Source organism: Acidovorax sp. GW835-FHT14G06 (assembly GCF_058793595.1).
On sequence record NZ_JBXAGA010000011.1, the window covers coordinates 160030 to 181945 of the forward strand.

13 protein-coding genes are annotated in these 21916 nt (G+C 64.7%); 8 read left to right on the plus strand and 5 right to left on the minus strand.

Going from position 1 to position 21916, the window contains the following annotated elements; translation table 11 throughout:
- Positions 1-24: 24 nt before the first annotated feature.
- From AC1Q64_RS19570 to AC1Q64_RS19580, 3 genes are all read left to right on the plus strand, one after another.
- Positions 25-8640 carry a glycoside hydrolase family 94 protein gene (locus AC1Q64_RS19570; protein WP_492252505.1) on the plus strand — a complete coding sequence of 2872 codons (8616 nt, stop codon included), beginning with the start codon at positions 25-27 and terminating at the stop codon, positions 8638-8640.
- Positions 8641-8866: 226 nt separating this feature from the next.
- Entirely contained in the window at positions 8867-9541 is a 675-nt protein-coding gene (locus tag AC1Q64_RS19575; RefSeq protein ID WP_492252506.1) for a Crp/Fnr family transcriptional regulator, read from the plus strand.
- 211 nt (positions 9542-9752) lie between these two features.
- The gene (locus tag AC1Q64_RS19580; RefSeq protein ID WP_492252485.1) at positions 9753-10460 is read left to right on the plus strand and encodes a Crp/Fnr family transcriptional regulator; all 708 of its coding nucleotides are present in this window, start codon (positions 9753-9755) and stop codon (positions 10458-10460) included.
- Between the two features lie 79 nt (positions 10461-10539).
- Here AC1Q64_RS19580 and AC1Q64_RS19585 read toward each other — a convergent pair whose 3' ends face one another.
- Together AC1Q64_RS19585 and AC1Q64_RS19590 are read right to left on the minus strand one after the other, a co-directional pair.
- Complete coding sequence (locus AC1Q64_RS19585; RefSeq protein ID WP_492252486.1) at positions 10540-11214, minus strand: BON domain-containing protein; 675 nt, start codon at positions 11212-11214, stop codon at positions 10540-10542.
- Between the two features lie 151 nt (positions 11215-11365).
- A complete protein-coding gene (locus AC1Q64_RS19590) occupies positions 11366-12277 on the minus strand; it encodes a diguanylate cyclase domain-containing protein (protein WP_492252487.1) in 912 nt (303 codons plus the stop codon).
- Positions 12278-12609: 332 nt separating this feature from the next.
- Between AC1Q64_RS19590 and AC1Q64_RS19595 the strand changes: the two genes are divergently transcribed.
- Complete coding sequence (locus tag AC1Q64_RS19595) at positions 12610-13635, plus strand: GGDEF domain-containing protein (RefSeq protein WP_492252488.1); 1026 nt, start codon at positions 12610-12612, stop codon at positions 13633-13635.
- A gap of 15 nt (positions 13636-13650) precedes the next feature.
- Here AC1Q64_RS19595 and AC1Q64_RS19600 read toward each other — a convergent pair whose 3' ends face one another.
- The 3 genes from AC1Q64_RS19600 to AC1Q64_RS19610 all read right to left on the minus strand — a co-directional run bounded on the left by AC1Q64_RS19600 (position 13651) and on the right by AC1Q64_RS19610 (position 15720).
- On the minus strand, positions 13651-14736 hold the full coding sequence (locus tag AC1Q64_RS19600; protein WP_492252489.1) for a DUF72 domain-containing protein: 1086 nt from the start codon (positions 14734-14736) through the stop codon (positions 13651-13653).
- Between the two features lie 47 nt (positions 14737-14783).
- Positions 14784-15188 (minus strand): hypothetical protein, encoded by a 405-nt coding sequence (locus AC1Q64_RS19605; RefSeq protein ID WP_291438098.1) that lies wholly within the window; start codon positions 15186-15188, stop codon positions 14784-14786.
- A gap of 238 nt (positions 15189-15426) precedes the next feature.
- Positions 15427-15720 carry a DUF4148 domain-containing protein gene (locus tag AC1Q64_RS19610; protein ID WP_108498094.1) on the minus strand — a complete coding sequence of 98 codons (294 nt, stop codon included), beginning with the start codon at positions 15718-15720 and terminating at the stop codon, positions 15427-15429.
- Positions 15721-16004: 284 nt separating this feature from the next.
- On the opposite strand from AC1Q64_RS19610, the gene AC1Q64_RS19615 reads away from it, so the two are divergent.
- The 4 genes from AC1Q64_RS19615 to AC1Q64_RS19630 all read left to right on the plus strand — a co-directional run bounded on the left by AC1Q64_RS19615 (position 16005) and on the right by AC1Q64_RS19630 (position 21909).
- Positions 16005-18374, plus strand: a complete 2370-nt coding sequence (locus tag AC1Q64_RS19615) for a Tex family protein (RefSeq protein ID WP_492252490.1) — start codon at positions 16005-16007, stop codon at positions 18372-18374.
- An 87-nt stretch (positions 18375-18461) separates the two neighbouring features.
- Positions 18462-19289 (plus strand): HDOD domain-containing protein, encoded by an 828-nt coding sequence (locus AC1Q64_RS19620; protein WP_291436677.1) that lies wholly within the window; start codon positions 18462-18464, stop codon positions 19287-19289.
- A gap of 254 nt (positions 19290-19543) precedes the next feature.
- Entirely contained in the window at positions 19544-20602 is a 1059-nt protein-coding gene (locus AC1Q64_RS19625) for an acyltransferase family protein (protein WP_492252491.1), read from the plus strand.
- 134 nt (positions 20603-20736) lie between these two features.
- Positions 20737-21909 (plus strand): patatin-like phospholipase family protein, encoded by a 1173-nt coding sequence (locus AC1Q64_RS19630; RefSeq protein ID WP_492252492.1) that lies wholly within the window; start codon positions 20737-20739, stop codon positions 21907-21909.
- Positions 21910-21916 lie beyond the last annotated feature (7 nt).

Genomic DNA, 21916 nt, shown 5'->3' on the forward strand with positions numbered 1-21916 from the left:
TGGGTTCCTTCCGCGCTGGACCGCATGCTCGATGCCCGGGCAGGCCCGGTGCTGGAGCCCTTGCGGGCCGAAGTGTTTGGTGTGGCCCGCTTCGAAGAGCATGGCCGGCACCTGGGCACGTCCCACGATGCGGGCAAGGCGCCCTTTGGCCGCACCACGTTCTACCCGCGCCTGCAGAGCAATATCCGCGCGCTGCGGGCCGCGTACCGCTACCTGTTTGACGCGCCGCACGATGAGCATGCCATCAGCCCCGCCGCTGAATGGCTGTTTGACAACTTCCATCTGATCGAAAGCCAGCTCAAGGAGATCCGGGCCGGGCTGCCACCGCGTTACTACCGATCGCTGCCGGTGCTCAAAGACGCCCCACTGGTAGGCTTGCCGCGTGTGTACGGCGTGGCGTGGTCGTTTGTGGCCCACACCGACAGTGCCTTTGATGAATCGCTGCTGGTGCACTACCTCAACGCCTACCAGGAGACCCGCGAGCTGAGCCAGGGTGAACTCTGGGCGTTGCCCACCACCCTGCGCGTGGTGCTGGTGGAGAACTTGCGCCGCCTGGCCGAGCGCCTGGCCAGCCACAAGGCTGCGCAGGAGCTGGCCAGCCTGTGTGCCACCCGCTGCGAAGCATTGACGGCCGACACGCTCGACGCTGCGTGCGCCACCATGGCGCAGCGCGGCGTGGCCCCTGTGTTCCTGGCCCATCTGGCGCAGTCCATGGCAGGTCGCAGAACGCCGGGGGGGCACACACCGGGGCTACCGCTGTTGCCGGTGCAGCATTGGTTGCTGACCGCTGTGCCCGACCTGGTGGCGCTGCAGGCCCAGCAGCAGATCAACCAGGCTGCCGACCAGCTGAGTATGGGCAATGCCGTCACGGCGCTGCGCTTGATTGGCGCGGCCGATTGGTCCGACATCATCAGCCAGACGAGCCTGGTGCTGCGCGCCATGCTGCAGTCGCCTGTGTTCGCGGCTGAAGACGAGTCCACTCGCAACACCACCTTGCACGGCATAGAAAACCTGTCGGCCCGCAGCGGGCTGGGCGAGGCGGCGGTCGCACAGACGCTGCTGGCGTTGATGTCGAGCGCAGACCATGAGTCTCAGGATGTGCCTGGAGGTGTGAAGGCGCTGGCAGGTTATTGGCTGCAAGGCGCAGGGCGCAGCCAGCTGGAGCACTCCCTGGGCGCACGCCGCCATGCTGCCGATGCAGTGGCTTTGTGGCGTTCTGCCGTGGGCATGTCGCGTGTGCCGTTGTACCTGGGCGCCTTGCTGCTGGGCTCGCTCGGCCTGCTGGCCTGGCTGATGGCGCCGCTGTGGGGCTTCCCACCAGAACCCTCTGCCAGCGCAGCGCATCTTGCGGGCCTGGCGCTGCTGGCTGTCTTGTTGCTGCTTCCCGTGTCCGAGATTGTGGTGGCCGTGGTCAACCGGCTCATTGGCGAATCCGTGCGGCCCACCTACATGCCACGCTACCTGCTGCCAGCGGGCATTCCGGTTTCGGCTCGCGTGTTGGTGGCGATCCCGGCCCTGCTCAGCAGCACCGGCACCATCGACCGGCTGGTGCACCGCCTGCACCTGCACTACCTGGCCAACCCCGAGCCCTGTGCGCAGTTTGCGCTGCTGACCGACGGTGTGGATGCCGATGTGCAAGACCTGCCCGAAGACGGCGCGCTGCTGGCCCACGCCGAGGGCTTGATGTTGGCCCTGAATGCGCAGCACCCGCCCACCACGGGCGGTACACCGCGTTTTGTGCTGCTGCACCGCGCGCGCACCTACAGCCCCACGCAGCAGCAGTGGATTGGGTGGGAGCGCAAGCGCGGCAAGCTCGAACAGCTGGTGGCAGCACTCGCCACCGGAGTATCCGGCGCCTTCATCGACCTGGGCGAACTCTCATGCCTGGCACTGCAGACCCGCTATGTGCTCACCCTTGACAGTGATACGCAACTGCCCCCGGGCCGTCTGCGCAGCCTGGTGGGCGTGGCCGAACACCCCGAAAACCAGCCCCGCCTGGATGCCACAAGCCAGCGTGTGGTGCAGGGCTACGGCATCCTGCAGCCCCGGGTGCTTGCGCCACTGCCCACGCATGCCACCACCTCGTTGTGGCAGTGGCTGTTTGCGGGCCAGCAGGGGCTGGACCCCTACAGCGCCATGACGTCTGACGTGTACCAGGATTTTTTTGCCGAAGGCAGCTTCACCGGCAAGGGCCTGCTGCATGTGGCCACCGTGCACGCCGTGCTGGGCGGGCGCCTTCCCGCCGACCAGGTGCTGAGCCACGACCTCCTCGAAGGTGCGCTGGCACGCTGCGCCGTGGTGAGCGATGTGGCTTTGGTGGAGGCGGAGCCCGAACACAGTGACACCGCCGCTGCCCGCCTGCATCGCTGGACGCGGGGCGACTGGCAGCTGTGGCCCTTTCTGGCCCAGGCCCACCGCTGGAGCCTATCGCCTGTCAACCGCTGGAAGCTGTTCGACAACCTGCGCCGCTCGTTGGTGGCACCTGCATCGTTGGTACTGGTGGTGCTGGCCATCGCGGGGCTGGGCCTGCCGCTGGCCAGCACGCTAGCGCTGGTGGTGGCAGCCTATGTGGCTGCGCCCTTGATGGGGGCACTGGCAGGCTGGGTGCCCAGCCGGTTTGGGCTGGTCGGCATGCGTTTTGTGCACGAAGCATCGGGCGACCTGTTGCGCGCCCTGGCCAGCGGTGTGTGGCACCTGGCCGTGCTGCCGCAGCAGGCCCTGCTGCTGGGCGATGCCGTGGTGCGCACCGTGCACCGGCAGGCCGTGAGCCGCTGGCACCTGCTGGAATGGACCACGGCCGAGGCCGCACAGAACAACCTGATCACAGGCCTGGGCGCCACGCTGCGCAGGCACAGGGCGGCGCCCTTGCTGGCGGTGGGCTGCGGCATTGCACTGTGGACCGGGGGAACCTCGGCGCCCTGGGCCTTGGTGGGGCCGCTGCTGGCTCTGTGGGCGCTGTCGCCATGGCTGGTGTGGCTGGCCAACCGCGTCCCGCCCGGCCATGGCAGCCCAACGCTGTCGGCACAAGACCAGGACCTGCTGCACGGCGTGGCGCGTGACACCTGGCGTTTGTTCGAGCGCTGCGTGGATTCCCACAACCACCACCTGCCGCCCGACAACCTGCAGACCGCCCCGTATGAAATGGTGGCGCACCGCACATCGCCCACGAACATCGGGCTGTACCTGCTGAGCGCCAGTTGTGCGCGCCAGTTCGGCTGGATCGGCACGCTGGAGCTGCTTGACCGGCTTGAAGCCACCCTGGTGACCCTGCAAGCGATGGAGCGGCACCGGGGCCACTTCCTGAACTGGTACGACACCGAAACCCTGCAGCCCCTGCACCCACGTTATGTGTCCACGGTGGACAGTGGCAACCTCTGCGCCCACCTGGTAGCTGTGGCACAGGCCTGCAGCGCGCTGGCGGTGCAGCCACTGTCGTCTCAGGCGGGCGAGCAGGCCATCCGCACCTCGCTGGCGCGACTGCAGCCCCGGCTGGGGATCCATCACCCCGGCATGCGCGGGTTGCACCACCCATCCGCGCTGAGCCGCCTGTTGGGCATGCGCCCACCCGACCCCGCGCACCTGCCCGAGGCCACGGCGTTTCGCGCGCTGCTGGCGCAGGCCCAGGACGAGCTGCGCAGCATGGCCCAGCCACGCCACCCGGCCATCGTGCACAGCCCGCCCACGGCGCATGACGAACTGCTGTGGCTGCTGGCTGACCACCTGGCCACGCTGCAGTCGGTGGACCGTGACCAGCAAGCTGCACACAGCGGCGGCGCATCCGAGGCCACGCGCCGCCTCACGACCCTGGCCGAGGCGCTGGATGCACTGGCCTGGCAGGCTGACTTTCGGTTTCTGTACCACCCCCGGCGGCACCTTCTGCACATTGGCTACCGGGTGGACGAGCAGCAGCTGGACACCTCTTTCTACGACCTGCTTGCGTCCGAGTCCCGCACCACCAGCCTGCTGGCCGTGGCCAAGGGCGACCTGCCCGTGAAGCACTGGGCAGCCCTTGGGCGACCGTTTTTTGCCAGCGGCCACCACGCGGTGCTGCGCTCGTGGTCGGGCTCGATGTTCGAGTACCTCATGCCCTCTCTGGTCATGGCGGAGCCGTATCACAGCGCACTGGGCGAGGCAGGGCGGTCGGCCCTGCGTGAGCAGGCGGCGCTGGTACAGGGCCTGGGCAAAGACATGCCTTGGGGCATTTCCGAATGTGCCTATGCCGGGCGCGACCACACCCTGGCGTACCAGTACGCGCCGCAGGGCGTGCCCCGTCTGGCCTTGCGCCGCACGCCCGTGGGCGAGCTGGTGATTGCCCCCTATGCCACGGCGCTGGCCACGCAGGTGGATGCCCGCGCAGCCTGCGCCAACTTCCGCGCGCTGGCTGCACTGTCGGCGCGCGGGCGCTACGGTTTTTACGAGGCGCTGGACTTCACTCCCGAACGTCAGACCCACGGGGAGCGGCTCACCCTGGTCAGCACCTACATGGCCCACCACCAGGGCATGACCATCGTGGCGCTGGCCAACGTGCTGCTGGGTGGGGTGGCCCAGCGCTGGGGTACGGCGCACGCCCGCATCGAGGCCGTGCTGCCGCTGCTGCAGGAGCGCGCCCCGCGCGAGCTCCCCACCTTGCAGGCGACACCGCCGCGTCTGCCGCTGCATGCGCGCCAGCAAAAGACGCCAGACCATGTGCGCCACGTCACCCCTGGCTCCCAGGCGCTGGAGCCCACGCACCTGCTGGGCAATGGTCGCTACAGCGTCACGCTGCGCGCCAACGGGGCAGGGTGGAGCCGCTGGCATCAGACCGGCATTTCCCGCTGGCGCGACGACGCGCTGCGGGATGCGCACGGCAGTTTTCAGTATGTGCGACAGATGGGCTCCAGCGTGCCCGCTTCCGTCACCAGCCACCCCGCGCCCGATGCGCGGGCGGTGTACGGCAGCATCTTTCATACAGACCGCGTGTGTTTTGACGCGCTGTGGCCAGGGCTGCGCGTGCACACCACCGTGTGGGTGAGCCCGGAAGACGACATCGAACTGCGCAAGGTGATGGTAAGCAACCTGGGTGACGAGGTGATCGAGCTGGAGCTGATCTCGGCCCTGGACATCACACTGGCCACCCATGCGGCCGACGAGGCACACCCCGCGTTCTCCAATCTTTTCATCGCTGCCGACTGGCTGCCCGCGCAGCAGGCGCTGCGGTTCATCAGAACGCCCCGCCTGCAGACCGAGACCACCCTGCAGGCTGCGCACTTTGTGGCCGACACACAAGGTCAGGTGCTGGGCCTGCGCTGCCAGACTGACCGGCAGCTCTGGCTGGGGCGTAACCACACGCCCGGCCAGCCCCTGGCTTTACTCAGCCGCGTGCCCGAAGTGCCTGCATCGCTGGACACGGGCCTGGACCCCGTGGCAGCGCTGGGCGTGATGCTGCGCATTGCGCCGGGCGCTCAGGCCTGCGTCACGTTTGCCACGGCGGCATCACAAGATCCGGCCACGCTGCTGGCCATCATCGACAAATACCGCCAGCCCACCTACGTGGAGCGGGCGTCGGCCATGTCGGCCACATTGGCCAGCATCCAGTGGGCGTCGCACCGCCCGCACCGCGACTACCTGCCTGCGCTGCAGGCGCTGACCACGGCCCTTGTGCTGACCCTGCCCAAGGTTCACACCACCTACCTGGGCGTGCTGACCGAAGCCCAGACCGCACACCCCGTGTGCGACCGGCGCACGCTGTGGCAACTGGGACTGTCAGGCGACCGGCCCATCGTGCTGGTGATGGCTGGATCGCCCCAGGGCATGGGCCTGCTGCGCACGCTGGCTCAGGCATTGCGCGAATGGGCGCATGGCGGCGTGGCCTGCGACCTGGTGGTGCTCAGCAGCGAATCCCATTCGTACCACATGCCCTTGCAGCGCGAGCTGACACTGCTGCGGGAGCACCATGATGCCGACCTGGCCACCCACACAGGCCCTGCTGTGACCAGCCTGCGGGTGCTGCGGCTGGATGAGCTGTCGGCTGCGCAGCTGGGCACATTGGCGAGCCTGGCCCGCATCACCCTGCAGGCCGATGGCCATGCCCTCATGCACCAGGTGAAAGCCTGGGTGGTGGCCCATGGCGTGTCCATGGCCAGTCCCTGGCGCGGCGGCGCCACCGATGAAGTACCCACGCACCAGGGCAGCACCCAGGTGCCCGCGCCAGTGGGCGTCTTTGAACCGGTCACCGGTACCTTTGGTTTTGAGGTGTCGGCTGCGCTGCGGCCCGCCAAACCCTGGGTCAATGTGCTGGCCAATGCCCAACTGGGGGCCATGGTGTCGGAAAGCGGCGCAGGCAACACCTGGGCGCTCAACAGCCGCCTGAACCAGCTCACCGCCTGGTCGAACGACCCGGTGGCCGACCCGCCCGCCGAATGGTTGCTGCTGCAGGATCGCCGCACGCGTGAGGTGTGGAGCCTGACGCCCTCGGCCTGGGGTGCAGCCGACGCGGTGTACCGCGTGGAGCACGCCCAGGGCACCACCCTCATCCGCCACCGCAGAGGCGCACTGGAGGTGGAGGTGCGCTGGTGTGTGGACCCCGTCACCGCCATCAAGCAGGTGTTTGTGCAGGTGCGCAACCTGGGCAATCGGCGCGAGCACTTGCGCCTGGTCGGCATGGTGGAGTGGATGATGGGCGAAAAGCGCGGCGATCGCGCCACGCTGTCCACCGCCCCGTGTTTTGCACCACTGCCCGATGGCCGCTTGCTGGGCCTGCTGTGCACACAGAACGAGGCGGCTGCGGGCTTTGGCGGGGGTACAGCCTTTTTCTGCGAGGCCTCGGCCGGGCCGGGTACGGACGACCGTGTCAACGACAGCCTGGACTGGACCTGCGACCGCCGCGAGTTTTTCGATGCGCAGGGTGATCTGGTGGTGCCCCTGCAGCTGGGGCAGCGCAGCGGTTTTGGGCTGGACCCTTGTGCAGCGTTGTCGCGTTTGGTGACTTTGCGGGCCGGGGCGGCGTTTGAGCGCGTGTACCTGATGGGTTACGCCCCCACCGAGGCTGCCGCACGCACGCTGGGTGCCGAGGCCATGGCCGTGGCGGCCCGCATGCGTGAGAAGGCGACCCTCGACCAATGGAATCTGTTGCTGGGCGCGACGCAGGTGACCACGCCCGACCCGCTGTTCGACGTGCTGGTCAACCGCTGGCTGCTGTACCAGACGGTGTCTTCACGCCTGTTTGCCAAAGCGGGCTTTTACCAGGCCGGCGGTGCCACGGGCTACCGTGACCAGTTGCAGGATGCCATGGCGCTGGCCTGGGCGCAGCCGGGCGCCTTGCGTGCGCAGATTGTGCTGTGCGCATCGCGCCAGTTTGCAGCGGGCGACGTGCAGCATTGGTGGCACACGCCGGGCGGTGCGGGAGTGCGCACGCATTTCTCGGACGACCTGTTATGGCTGCCCTTTGCCTGCGCCCACTATCTGGAACGCACTGCGGACCACAGTCTGCTGGAGGAACAGGTGGCGTTCCTTGAGGGCTCGGCGATTCCCGAAGGGGCGGAAGACATCTACGAGGCCCCCAGCGCCAGCGCCACCATGGCCAGCGTGTACGAGCATGCCGCCCGCACCATCGACCGCAGCCTGCGCACTGGCACGCACGGCCTGCCGCTGATGGGTGGCGGTGATTGGAACGACGGCATGAACCGTGTGGGCGATGGTGGCCGCGGCGAATCGGTGTGGCTGGCGTGGTTCTTGTGTGCCATCGTTGCTGACTGGATCCCGATCGCCCGCGATCAAGGCGATGGGGAACGCGTGCAGCGCTGGGACACCGCATTGACCGGCTGGCGCACAGCATTGGAAAACCAGGCATGGGACGGCGACTGGTACCAGCGTGCCTTTTTTGATGACGGCACGGCTCTGGGCAGCCACACGCGGGACGAGGGCCGCATTGACCTGATCGCGCAGGCCTGGGCGGTGCTCTCGCGCTCAGCAAAGCCTGCGCGGCAACGCCAGGCCATGGACGCGATCGAGGCGCATCTGGTCAACCCCGCAGCAGGCTTGATCCAGCTGCTGGCGCCCCCGCTGCGCCATGCATCACCTAGCGCGGGCTACATCCAGGCCTACCCGCCCGGCGTGCGCGAGAACGGCGGGCAGTATGCCCATGGCGGCGTATGGGCGCTGATGGCCGCTGCAGAACTGGCGCTGCAGAAGCCTGAGCACCCCGGTGCGTTCGATGTGCCTTACCGTTACTTCACCTACCTGAGTCCGGCGCACCGCGCCCAGCACCCCGTCTGCGGGCCGGTGTATGCCGTCGAGCCCTATGTGATGGCGGCCGACATCTACAGCCAGCCGCCCTATGTGGGGCGCGGCGGCTGGAGCTGGTACACCGGAGCAGCAGGCTGGCTGCACCGAGCAGCGGTGGAGTCCATCGTGGGGCTGCAGATGCGAGCGCAAGAGCTGTTCTTCACGCCTTGTCTGCCGCCACACTGGCCCGGTTCAGAGCTGACGCTGGTGCGTTCAGGACGCACGCTGCGGTTTGTGCTGGTGCGCGTTGCCGCAGGAGCCTCAGCGGTCTTGCCGTCGAACGTCCCACCGGACGCGCGATGGTTGCAGGTGGGCGAGCGGCTACGCTGGGGTGACGGGCCCGATGGCCAGTGTTTTGTGATTCCGTTGCTTGGTTAAGGCATGCGCAGAGTGCATCTTTTGTGGGGCCTTGGTGCACCTTGACATCCAGCATTTGGTAATTGTGTGTATGTACGATACCGTACAGACCTTGTTCGGCGCGCTGCAACAAACTTGCGGCATGCCCAGGCGGCAGGCAGGGCCGCAGGGGCCCAGCACCGCGATACACCAAGGTGCCACCATCAAACGCTCCAATATCCCCCTTCAAAACCAGCTGCTGGCAGCCTTGCCCGAGCCAGACCTGCAGCGCTGGCTGCCATTGCTGGAACCTGTGGAACTGGCGCTGGGACAGGTGCTGTACGAATCGGGAGCGACCATGCCGCACGTGTATTTCCCCACCAGCGCCATCGTGTCGCTGCTGTATGTGCTGGAGGATGGCGCGTCGGCGGAGATCGCGGTGGTGGGCTTCGAGGGCCTAGTGGGCATCTCGATCTTCATGGGTGGTGGAACCACGCCCAGCCGGGCAGTGGTGCAAAGTGCTGGGGCGGGGTTTCAGCTGCGTGCGGACGTCATCAAATCCGAGTTTGAACATGCAGGACCGGTCATGCATCTGTTGCTGCGCTACACGCAGGCACTCATAACCCAGATGGCACAGACCGCCGTGTGCAACCGCCACCACTCGCTGGACCAGCAGCTGTGTCGCTGGCTGCTGCTGAGCCTGGACCGCTTGCCCAGCACCCAGTTGATCATGACGCAAGAGTTGATTGCCAACATGCTGGGCGTGCGGCGCGAAGGGGTGACCGAGGCCGCACTCAAGCTGCAGCGGTCGGGTCTCATCAGCTATGCGCGCGGGCACATCAACGTGCTGGACCGCCCGGGGCTGGAGCGCCGCACTTGCGAGTGTTATGAGGTGGTCAAAAAGGAATACGACCGACTGCTGCCATTGGTCGTGGCGAGCTAGGGACGCCGACCTGGCAGACAGTGTGAACTGGCCCAACTCCGATTCTGCGGAGCAAGGGGGCGCACATGGCCTGCACCCTGTGTGCGCTGGCAGACGGTCATACCGTACAAAGCCGCCCACACTGGGCTACACCTTGCGCAAGGCAAGGCATTGCGCAGGGGTCCTGGCGCTGCTCTCCCTTGCAGTGCGGACAGCAGCCCGAGGCCCCGCGATGCAACACAAAAACAATACCCTTCTGCAACAACTGCCGACCGCGGCGCGCGAGCGTTTCCTGCAGCACTGCGAGCCTTTCGAACTGGTGCTGTCGGCCGAACTGAGCACCCGGGGCCGACCGCTGGCGCATGCACATTTTCCGACCGAAGGTTTTTTGTCGCTGGTCATTGATGTGGACAGCCACCCTCCGCTGGAGGTGGGCATGGTGGGGGCAGAGGCCATGCTGGGCTCGGAACTGATCCTGGGCCTGGCGGCCACGCCGTGGCGGGCCCTGGTGCAGGGGGCTGGGTCCAGCTGGCGCATTGGCGCCAAACAGTTGCGCACGCAGATCAACGCGATTCCCGAATTGGAGGCCTTGCTCCAGGCCTGCCTGCTGGCGCGCCTGCACCAGCAGACGCTGGCGGCGGCATGCCAGCGCTACCACCAGATTGCGCCGCGCCTGGCGCGCTGGCTGTTGATGATGCAGGACCGATCGCATTCAGAGTGTTTTCACGTCACCCAGGAATTCATGGCCCTGATGCTGGGCGTGCGCCGCGTGGGCGTGACCGAGGCGGCAGGGCATTTTCAGTATGCAGGTCTTATCGCCTACCACCGGGGAGAACTCACGGTGCTCAACCGCAAGGCCTTGGAGGCTGAGGCCTGCAGTTGTTATGCGGCCGACAAGGCGATCTACCAGCGGCTGTTGTTGCCGCGTGGCGGCCGATAACGGGTGGAGTGGCGGGCCCTGGCCTCCGTCAGGGCCTTGCGCTGCGACAAGCCAGGTGGGACCTGTCGCGCCGCACGGGTCAGCGCTTGATCTGCAGCTCGTCCTGGATACTGCCAATGCCCAGTACGCTGTGGGCCAGGCGCACCCAGCGGCTCAGGCGCGGCATGCCTTGGGCAGGGGTGTCGGTAGCAGGGTCGGGCTCCTGTGCGAGGGGAACAGGCTCGGCGCTGGCATACACCGCGCTAGCAGGGTCCGAGGGCTCGTCGGCAATGGGGTGGGGTGGCTGGGGTTCCTGGTACAGCTGGCTGGGTAGCGCATCCAGCAATTGCCTGGCGCGCAACGCAGCCAGGTCCGGGGTGTGGCCCTGGCGCACCGCCAGCGCGGGTGCTGCACCGGTCGAGAACATGAAGCTGTCCACTGAATTCACGCCGGGTACCGTTTGCGCCACAAACACGGCCAGGTCAATCTGCGTGGGGTCTGCGGCCATGCCACTGAGCAGCACCACGCCCTGGTGCGATTCCACGCTGATGTTGTAGCTGTTGACCACTGGCGAGAGGATGAGCGCGGCCCGCACCCTTGAGGTGATCACTCCGTCTTCCAGGTAAGCCACTGGCGAGGGGCTGGCGGGCGCCCACTGGGTCACCATGTCGCTGCGCTTGCAGCCCAGCAGCGGCAGCAGTGTAAGCACCACCAGCACCGTGCAGAGGCTCCGGGGCAGCACATGGTGAGTGGGGTGGGATGTCAGGTGGCGCATGGTGAAACAGTCCCTTGAAAAGCCCGGCCACCCAGGCGGAGGCCGTTGTCTGCACTGTGCGCTTGCAGCGCTGTGCCTGTCTGTTCGTAACCGTACCCACCGGTGTGTGAGTATCTGTTGCGTGCCGGAAAGACAGACCACAGGTGTCAGATCAGGCTGGCTGCTCGGAGTGGTCTGCGCTGTTGGTGTTGACGGCGTTGATGGCCTTGAGCGTTGTCCCAAACGCGTACCCGCAGCGCTCGCGTTTGGCGGCATACATGGCCGCGTCGGCACAGGCCAGCAGGGCGTCCACCTGCGTGCCATGCTGGGGGCAGATGGCTACCCCGATGCTGGGGCGTACCAGAAGTTGCAGTTGGGCTATCTTCATGGGGCAGCACACCGCATGCAGCAGCTTGGCGCACAGCTGGTGCAGTGGCGCTGCGTCCGACACGCCCAGCAGCAGGCAGGCAAACTCATCGCCACCCAGGCGCACCACCAGGTCGCCCTGGCGCACGGCAGCGCTCAGGCGGGCGGCTGTGATGCGCAGTACCTCGTCACCCACGCCGTGGCCGTGTGTATCGTTCACGGCCTTGAAGTTGTCCAGGTCGATGAACAGCACCGTCGGCCCGGGCTGTAGGGGGTGCCGTTGGCCCAGCAGGTCATCCAGGCGCTCCAGCAAATGGCGCCGGTTGGGCAGGTCGGTCAACTCGTCGTGCAGCGCCTGGTGCCGCGCCTGGCGCTCGCCGTTGCGCACGCGGTCCAGATCGGCCAGGGCCTGGGCCAGCGCCGCCTGGGTGCCTTGCACTGTGCGCTCCAGGGCCCGGCGTTCAGCGGCTTCACGCGCTATCACCTGCTGCATCTGCTGCATGGCCGCCACGCAGGTGCTCACACTGGGCTCCGCAGGGCGTTGCTTGGCATGTGACGGGGACGCCACCCACACCCTGCCGCGCTGTGTGTTGGAGCCCTCTGCCCACTGTGCTGGCAGTGCGCGCAGCCACAGCTTCCATCGCTGCACTTGTTCTGCGGTCGGCCACGGGGCCGCCAAGCCCTTGCCCCACACCCATGGTCTTTGCTTGCTGTCCATACGCTTCTTCAGGTGTTTCCGCCTTGCGGCGCGAGGGCGGGGTGGGTCACAACACCGGCGCCGCACCGGTGTGTCTGTCCTAACCAGATCAAGCCTCAGGCGGTCCTGCCTGGGCGCCTGAGCGGGTGATTGCTGACAGTGTGCGAGTTTGCGTGCTGAGCGGTGCGCGCACTGTCTGGCACCGCACATAAATGTGGCACGCGGCGGTGGCCCAGGCAGTGTTGCAAGTGTTACATTTGACTGCGGCGCTGGCTGCCTAGGGCGCAGCGCTTTTGCACAGCGTTGTCAGGCCGTCGTACCCGCACCTTCCGTCCCCGCCAAGGAACCGTCGCATGTCACCAGAACGCCAACGGCTCATCCGCATGCTGTTCGACGAGTACATCGAGATGTATGCCGGGCGCGATGTACGGTTGCTGGAGCGGTTCAGCGAGAATTTCAGCGGGTTTGCCGGCAGTAGCGACAAGCTCATCAAGACCCGCAACGAGTGGGTGGACGTGACACTGCTCGATTTTGCGCAGGTGCCCGGCCGCATCGAGATCGAGGTGCTCGACCTCTTCCCGCAGGAGCTGGGGGTGGATGTGCTGGCGGTCACGGCGTTCTTTCACATCCACCTGCCCAACTCCGACCCGCTGTTTGCCCGAGAGACTGCGCGCCTGGTGCTGGTGTTCCGGCAGGAGGCCGAAGACTGGAAGATTGCGCACAGCGGCATCTCCATCCCGTACGGACTGGCGCGCGACGGCGAGGTGTACCCCGTCAGCCGTCTGCAGCAGCGCAACCAGGAGCTGCAGGCGCTGGTGGATGAACGCACCCATGCACTGGCCCAGGCCAACAACCAGCTGCAACTGCTCAGCAACACCGATGGCCTCACGGGCATTGCCAACCGCCGCCACTTCGATCAGACCCTGGCGCACGAATGGGCGCGCGCTCAGCGGGCTCATTCTCCGGTGTCCTTGATCATGCTGGACGTGGACGTGTTCAAGCACTTCAATGACCACTACGGCCATCTGGCGGGCGACGCTTGCCTCAAGTCCTTGGCCTTGACCCTGGCCCAAACCGGTGGGCGCCGTGATGGCGACGTGGTGGCTCGTTTTGGTGGTGAGGAGTTTGTGGTGCTGCTGCCTGGTGCCGATGCATCCGCAGCGCTGCAGATGGCCCAACACATTCAGCAGGCCATCCATGCGCTAGCGCTGCCGCACGAGGGCGCTCCATGGGGCATCGTGACGGTGAGCTTCGGTGTGGCCACCATGGCGCCGCAGCGTGAGCAACTGGCCGAAGAACTGGTGCGGCGCGCAGACCGCGCGATGTACCGCGCCAAGCAAGGCGGGCGCAACCGCATTGAGCAGGTGCTGGAGTTGTAGTTCCGGTGGCGGGTTTTACACCGTCGCCTGCTTAGCGATTTCTTCCGCCAAGCCTCGCACCGTGAGCGGCGCGCAGCCTTCAGCATGGTTGCTGATGGTTAAGAAGGCGTTCTGTCCTCGGCCCGTGATGCCCGCGATCACCGCTGCCAGCGCCGCACGGGTGTCCAGATCCGGGTGGTGCAGTTGGTTGTAGGGCTCGTACATCCGCTCAGCGTCTTCGTAGCCATAGGGGCCGTGCACAGGGTTGAGGTTCCAGCGGCACACCAGCGGGCCAGGCCACAGCGCACGCAGCATGGGCAACTGGACCTGGAGCGGGGGCATCTTGGCATGCAGCCCCAAGCAATAGGTGGCGCCCGCTTCACGCAGCACGGCCGCAAAGTCGGGTGTCAGCCACTCGGGGTCGCGCACCTCTACGGCAATCACGCCGTCGGGTGCCAGCGGTGCCAAAGGGGGCAGGGCGAGTAGCATGGCGCGCAGGCGATCCAGCAAGGTGGGCAGGCGGTCAAGCTGTGTCAGCGGCAGGGGGCTGAGCTGGAACACCAGCGCACCGAGCTTGTGGCCCAGGCCCTGCAGTGCGGGCTCCACACATTCGCTGCAGGCCAGCTCAGGGCTCAGAAACGCCGGGTTGGGCTCACGGCCCCGGCCGTCTTCGCTGCGCACCAGCGCATCCGTCACCACACTGGGCGCCTTGACCACAAACCGGAAGTCGTCGGGCACTTGCGACGCATAGCGCTCGTACTGGCTTACCGTCAGCGGCCGGTAGAAGCTGCGGTCGATACTCACCGTGCGCATCAGCGGGTGCTGGGCATACACGGCCAGCCCCTGTTTGGACAGCTGTGTGTCGGAATGCTCGCCCTCCCACACCAGTCCTTTCCAGCCGGGATAGGTCCACGACGAGGTACCCAGGCGCAGCCTTGGGGGCAGAGCAGCGGCCAGGGCTTTCAACGCATCGTCCGGAACAATGGGTGCCACCGTGCCAGACCGGGTGCGCCGCGCGGCGGGCTCAGCGTTTCGCGTAGATGAGGGAACAGATCGTACGGTGGCCGCCACATCCGCCGATGGGGGCTTGGGCAGCGTGTCGCCAAAAAGATCGTCTTGCATGCGCTGTGTTGGAACGGCTTGGAGCAGTGCGGCAGGGCAGGGGGGCGCTAGTAGCCGCCAAACAGCCCGCTCTCGTCCAGCAGGTCAAACGTGATCTGGGGTTGGGCGTCCATGCTCTTCTTGATGGCAGCTGGAATGGCCTGCCGTGTCTTGCGGCAGAGGCCTGGCTGTTCGTGCACGAGGATCGCAATGCCCCGCAGGCTGCGCACCTCGTGCGGGCTTTGTGTGATGGACAGGCGGATGCCCAGCTGCTGCTCCATGCGTTCCTGCATCCTGCGCAGGTCGGCCAGGCTGCCCAGGTTTTCCAGGCGCTCCAGCATCTTCTTTTCTTCGGCTCGCGTGAGCATCAGGATGCGCAGGTCGCCACCTGGCGCCTGAAGCAGTGCATCCCGGTCGCACACACAGGTGCCCGGGGGGCATTCGGCACGAATGGGGAAGGGTGGGAGGGACATGGAGCGGTGGCGAATGGTCCTTCATTTTATGAAGGGCTGAAAGCGCCTTGCACGCAGCCGCTGGTATAGCCGCGTGGCCCCAAACAAAAAGGGCTCCCAAAGGGAGCCCTTTTTGCCTGCCCGCCCCTGCGGTTCAGTTAACACTCCCCATGACAGCAGCACCCGCAAATGCAAAGTGCCACCACCATGAGAAGTCCCGCAACTGCTTCAAACCAACCCAAGCAGTTGGTCTGCCAAATTACATGGCGCTGAATTCGCCCGAAGGGATCTGGCCGGTGCGCACGGCTTCGGCAGCCTGGGCACGCACGGCAGCGCGGTCAGCGGTGGACTTGTAGGTCACCACGCGCGAACCTGCGGGCTCGATGGAGCGTGTTTGTGCCACGGTAGCGGCTTCAGCAGCCACTTCAGCGCGGGTGCGGTTCGTGTCGAACTTGAGGGCGAATTGCGAGCCATCGGCTTCGTCAGCATGGGCGCCAAAAGCGGCGAAGGCGGCAACGGCGGCGACGGAGAGGAAACGGGCGGTCTTGTTCATGATGAAAATCCTTGAAAGTTAAAAAGCGTCTCAAAAAAGCCGGTTCAAAAACCATTCCTGAACCGGGTTCGGTGAGTCGCCTTGCGGGTTCGGCTCATCGATGGGATGAACTGTACGCCGATGGTGTTCAGAGAAAAACCACTCAGTCGCGAACTAACTGTTCCAGTATTGGGAACAATCGTGCTGCGGGTCGTCGGATGGCTGTGGGCCTGCCAAACTGCCTGTGGCAAACTCGCGCGCTTCGCTTTTTTGTTTGACCGAGTCTCAGAGAGTCCGCCCCACACATGCAGCAGATCGTTCGGCAGTTGGCCGCAGAAATCAAAGTCAGTGAACAACAGGTGCGCGCAGCGGTGGAGCTGCTGGATGGTGGTGCCACGGTGCCCTTCATTGCGCGCTACCGCAAGGAGGTGACGGGCGGGCTGGACGATATCCAGCTGCGCGAGCTGGAGGCCCGCCTGTCGTATCTGCGTGAGCTGGACGACCGCCGCGCTGCGGTGCTCAAGAGCATTGACGAGCAGGGCAAGCTGACAGACGCGTTGCGTGCCGCCATTGCTGCTGCCCCAACGAAGCAGGAGCTGGAAGATATCTATCTGCCGTTCAAGCAAAAGCGCCGCACCAAGGGCCAGATCGCCCGCGAGTTCGGCATCGAACCGCTGGCCGACAAGCTGTTTGCCGATCCCACACTGGACCCCGCCGTCGAAGCTGCGGCGTTCACCAAGCCACCCGAAGTGCTGGATGACGGCAAGCCCGGTGCCGATTTCTCTACCGTGCCCGCTGTGCTGGATGGTGTGCGCGACATCCTCTCCGAGCGCTGGGCCGAAGACACGGCGCTGGTGCAGAACCTGCGGGAGTGGCTGTGGGCCGAAGGCCTGCTGCGCAGCAAGAAGGTGGACAGCAAGAACGAGAACGACCCCGAGGTCTCCAAGTTCCGCGACTACTTCGACTACGACGAACCCATCGGCCGCGTGCCCTCGCACCGCGCGCTGGCTGTGTTTCGCGGGCGCGGACTCGAAATTCTGGAAGCCAAGCTGGTATTGCCGGTGGAGCCCGAACCCGGCAAGCCCAGCATCGCCGAAGGCAAGATCGCCCTGCACCTGGGCTGGAGCCACCAGGGCCGCAAGGCCGATGACCTGATCCGCAAGTGCGTGGCCTGGACCTGGCGCGTGAAGCTCAGCCTCTCGACCGAGCGCGACCTGTTCGCCCGCTTGCGCGATGAGGCCGAGAAGGTGGCCATCAAGGTGTTTGCCGACAACCTGCGCGACCTGCTGCTCGCAGCCCCCGCCGGTCCGCGCGTGGTGATGGGCCTGGACCCAGGCATCCGCACCGGCGTGAAGGTAGCCGTGGTGGATGCCACGGGCAAGCTGGTGGAGACCGCCACGGTGTACCCGCACGAGCCCAAGCGCGACTGGGACGGCTCGCTGTTCACCCTGGCCAAGCTCGCAGAGAAACATGGCGTGAACCTGATTGCCATTGGCAACGGCACGGCCAGCCGCGAGACCGACAAGCTGGCCGCCGACCTCATCAAGATGGCCGCCAAAGCCGACCGCGCCATTGAAAAGGTGGTGGTGAGCGAGGCGGGCGCCTCGGTTTACTCCGCCAGCGAATACGCCAGCCAAGAGATGCCCGATGTGGACGTGAGCCTGCGTGGTGCGGCATCCATCGCACGCCGTCTGCAGGACCCTTTGGCCGAGCTGGTGAAGATCGACCCCAAGAGCATCGGCGTGGGCCAGTACCAGCATGACGTGAACCAGAGCGAGCTGGCGCGAACCCTGGGCACGGTGGTGGAAGACTGCGTGAACTCGGTGGGTGTGGATCTGAATACTGCCAGCGTGCCTTTGCTCAGCCGCGTGTCGGGCTTGTCGGGCAGTGTGGCCAAGGCCGTGGTGCGCTGGCGCGAGGCCAATGGCGCGTTCAAGAGTCGCAAGCAGCTCATGGATGTGGCGGGACTGGGCGCCAAGACGTTTGAGCAGAGTGCGGGCTTTCTGCGTATCCGGGGCGGCGACAACCCCCTGGACATGACCGGCGTGCACCCCGAGACCTATCCCGTGGTCGAGCAGATCATGGCAAAGACCGGCAAGCCGGTGGCCGAGATCATGGGCCGCTCCGACATGCTCAAGACCCTCAAGCCCGAGCTGTTCGCCAACGAGAAGTTTGGCGTGATCACCGTCAAGGACATCCTGGCCGAGCTGGAAAAGCCCGGCCGCGACCCGCGCCCGGACTTCAAGGTGGCGCGTTTCAACGACGGTGTGGAAGACATCAAGGACCTCAAGGAGGGCATGATCCTTGAAGGCACCGTGAGCAACGTGGCCCAGTTTGGCGCCTTCATCGACCTCGGGGTACACCAGGACGGCCTGGTGCACGTGAGCCAGCTGGCGCACAAGTTTGTGAACGACGCCCGCGAAGTGGTCAAGACCGGCGACATCGTCAAGGTCAAGGTCATGGAAGTGGATGTGGAGCGCAAGCGCATTGGCCTGTCGATGAAGCTGGACGCTGCGCCGCCGCGCCAGGGCGGTGACCGCGGTGCGCCGCGCGACAACCGCTTTGAGGGGGCTGGCCGGGGCTACGCGCAGCCCCAGCGTCGGGGGCCTGAGCCCGCTCAGCAGTCGGCCATGGCCTCGGCGTTTGCGAAGTTGCAACAGGTCAAGGGCCGCTGACGCAACCCGCCCCGGCGCTGGTGGTGTTTTGGCCGCGCAGGGGCCCATAATCGTCAGCACCTGAACCAACCACCGGCGCCGTACCCCATGGAGTTGAACGCACTGCTGGCCCAACCTGTGGCGCTGCCCAGCCTTCCACGCGCTGTGGCGCTGTTGATGAGCGAGCTGGCCCACACCGAGCCCAGCCTGCGGCGGCTGAATCAGCTGTTTGGCACCGACCCGGCCTTGGCTGCACGCCTGTTGGAGTTGGCCAATTCCCCCACCTTTCAGCTTCCCGGGCAGATCGCGGGCATCCCCGAGGCGCTGGCGCTCCTGGGCACGGCGCAACTGCGCACGTTGGTCAGCTCGGCACCGCTGGGCACCACGTCCCGCTCGGTGCCTGGGGTGAACATGCAGCAGTTCTGGCGCTACAGCCTCAATACCGCCAAGCTCGCCCGCTCGCTGGCGGGCATCGTCCACCACAACCAGATCGCGGCCTACACGGCAGGCTTGCTGCATGCACTGGGGGAGCTGGTGATCCACTTGGCCGACCCCGAGAAGGCCCAGTCGGTCAACACCCTGGTGGCGCCGTTTGACCTGCGCCGCGACAAGATTGAGCAGCGCATATTTGGCTACAGCTATGGCCAGGTGACGGCCGGCTGCGCGCGCCGCTGGCAACTGCCGGAGGTGGTGGTGGATGCCTTGCAGCACCAGCACGCACCCTTTGACAACAAGGTCTACGAACCCCTGGCGGGTGTCATCCATCTCGCCGCCTGGCGCGCCCGTGCCCGCGAGGCGGAGCTGAGCGAAAAGGAGTTGGCAGTGTCCTTCCCTGGAGAAGTGGGGCTGGCTCTGGGGCTCGACATCGACATGGTGTTGCAGCAAGACCCCATCGACTGGACCGCCCGGCCGGAGGCGGCGGATTTTGTAGTCTGATTTCTTGGTGCTCAGGTCCAGGCCGCTCGCATTCCTTTCTGGTTACTTCGTTGAACACCTGTCTTGGGAATCTGGGTGGCCGTGCTTAACGTTGCATCCCTTATTTTGGCTTTATATAAACACCAGATTCGCATTCTCCTGAATATCGAACGACGCAAGTGAATGGGTTGCATTTTTCGCTGCTTGAGTGTCGTGGAATTTTCTCGATGATTTGAGTGGTTTCTTCCAGTCCTTGTAATTTGATAACAAAAACTATGAATAGAATTTTGGGCTGGGACCTTCTTCGTGGCCTCTGCGCATTGGCAGTTGGTGGCTACCATCTGTCGATGTGGTTGGATCTTGGATATTTTTATTCGTTTGGCAGCTATGGTGTTTATCTTTTTTTTGTGCTCTCCGGTGCTAGCTTGATGTACACCTACGGTGGATATCTCGAAGAAGGAAGTTTTAGCTTTAAGAAATTTCTCCTGTTGCGCTATTTTAGATTGGCTCCACTTTATGTTTTGCTGATGCTGCTGGTCTTACCATGGAAAATAATCAAAGAGGGTGCAACAATTGCGTTGTTAAAAAAGTTTTTTCTAAATGGATTTTTTGTTTTTGGTTTTTTTGATCCTGCTGCTAGCTCGATGCTCGTTGGTGGGTGGTCTCTGGGCATTGAGGCAATATATTATTTGATATTTCCCGCCTTGGGATTTTGTGTTCTAAGAAAAAATTGGTTTTTTGTGGTGTTTTTTATTTTGCTTGTTGTGCAGGTGTGGTGGGTCACCAGCACCATCGGTTCACCAGGTGGCTATCTGGGAAACAATATTGAACTTCACCAGCCGCAAGCCTTTGTTGTATATTTTTTTGGTGGGTGCTTGATTGGATATTTACGGAGGAAAGAAATGTTTCCTTCGCTGCCCAATCGGATTGGGTTGGCGTTGGTCGCCTTCGGATTTTTGGCAATTGCTGCAATTAATCCTGTAAATGCCGGAGACGAGTTGCTTGGCGTGAGGGGTGTTGTCGGATTCTGTGTGTGCTTTTTTCTTGTCTGGATCGCTACTGGTCTGAGGCTAAAAAATAGATTCGCAAAAGCCGCTGAATTTTTGGGCGATGCCACTTACGGTCTTTACCTCATTCACCCAGTTATTTTTTTTGGAATGGCATGGGTGATTTTTCCAAGAATCGGTTGGGGTGATCCTTTATCCTGGAGCCTTGGTTCCCGGTTGGGGTTGATCTTGTTGGTTTTGGCGCTTGCTGCTGCACTGGCTTTGCTGAGTGATAAATATTTGGAGAAGCCCATACGGAACAGAGCAAAAGCGGTGTTTGGCATGTAATTGCCTTGCGTACTGTTGGCAGATTCTCATGTCTGGACTTGGCTAAACGTGTGCAACTGGTTGGCGTTTTGGCGAAGCAATTGCAGAAGCCTGCCTGACTGCTGTTGTGCACGGGCTTTGCGACAATCCACCCCATGAAAGCACTGCGCATCCATGCTGGCCCCCGAGCCCGCCAACACCTGGAACAACAGGGCCTGCAGCCCGCCGACGTGGGCGTGATCCCGGCGGCTGCTGGCGGGCCCAAGGGGTTGATCCTGGGGCCAATGGACCGTTTCATTTTTGGCGAGTGGCTGCCGCAGTCCAGCCAGCCCGTGCATCTGGTGGGCGCATCGATTGGTGCCTGGCGCATGGCCACGGCCTGCCTCGACGGTTCGGTGGCCGCATTTGAGCGGCTGGAGCACGACTACATCCACCAGGACTACGAGTTGCCGCCCGGCAAAAAGCGCCCCACGGCAGCGCATGTGAGCGAGCGGTTTGGCCAGAACCTGGAGGCCTTCTACGGCGGGCGAGTGCAGGAAGTGCTCAGCCACCCCCGCTACCATCTGCACATCGTCACATCCCGGGGCCGCCATGTGCTGGGGCGCGAGCATGCCCTGGGCACGCCGCTGGGGTATCTGGGTGCGTTTGTGGCCAACACCGTGCACCGCAAGGCGTTGGGAGCGTGGCTGGAGCGGGTGGTGTTTTCCTCGTCGGGTGCGGCATTGCCATTTGCCACGACTGACTACCGTACCCGGCAGGTGGGCCTGAACGTGCACAACTTCATGCAGGCGCTGCAGGCCAGTTGTTCAATCCCGTTTGTGTTGCAGGCGGTGCACAACATCCCGGGAGCACCCCGGGGGGCGTACTGGGACGGCGGCATCACCGACTACCACTTGCATCTTGCCTATGGCCAGCAGAGTGGAGGTGCTTCTAAATTGATAGCGTCTCAAGCATGTGGCACTAGCGCTTCAATCGAAAATGGCTCAAAAATTATGGGCACCGGGCTGTGCGCTGGTTCTGGGGGCATCGTGCTGTACCCCCACTTTCAGCACCGCGTGGTGCCAGGCTGGCTGGACAAAGGGCTGAAGTGGCGGCACAAGTCCACGCCCGCGCTGGACAACATGGTGGTGCTCTCGCCCGACCCCGACTGGGTGCGCCGATTGCCCAATGCCAAGCTACCCGACCGCAACGACTTTACCCACTATGGCATCGACAGCCGTGCCCGGGCCCAGGCGTGGCTGGCGGCCACGCGGGCCAGTCAGCAGCTGGTGGATGAGTGGCGCCAATGGCTCGAACGCCCCGACATGGGGGCGGTGCATCCGCTGTAGACCCTCA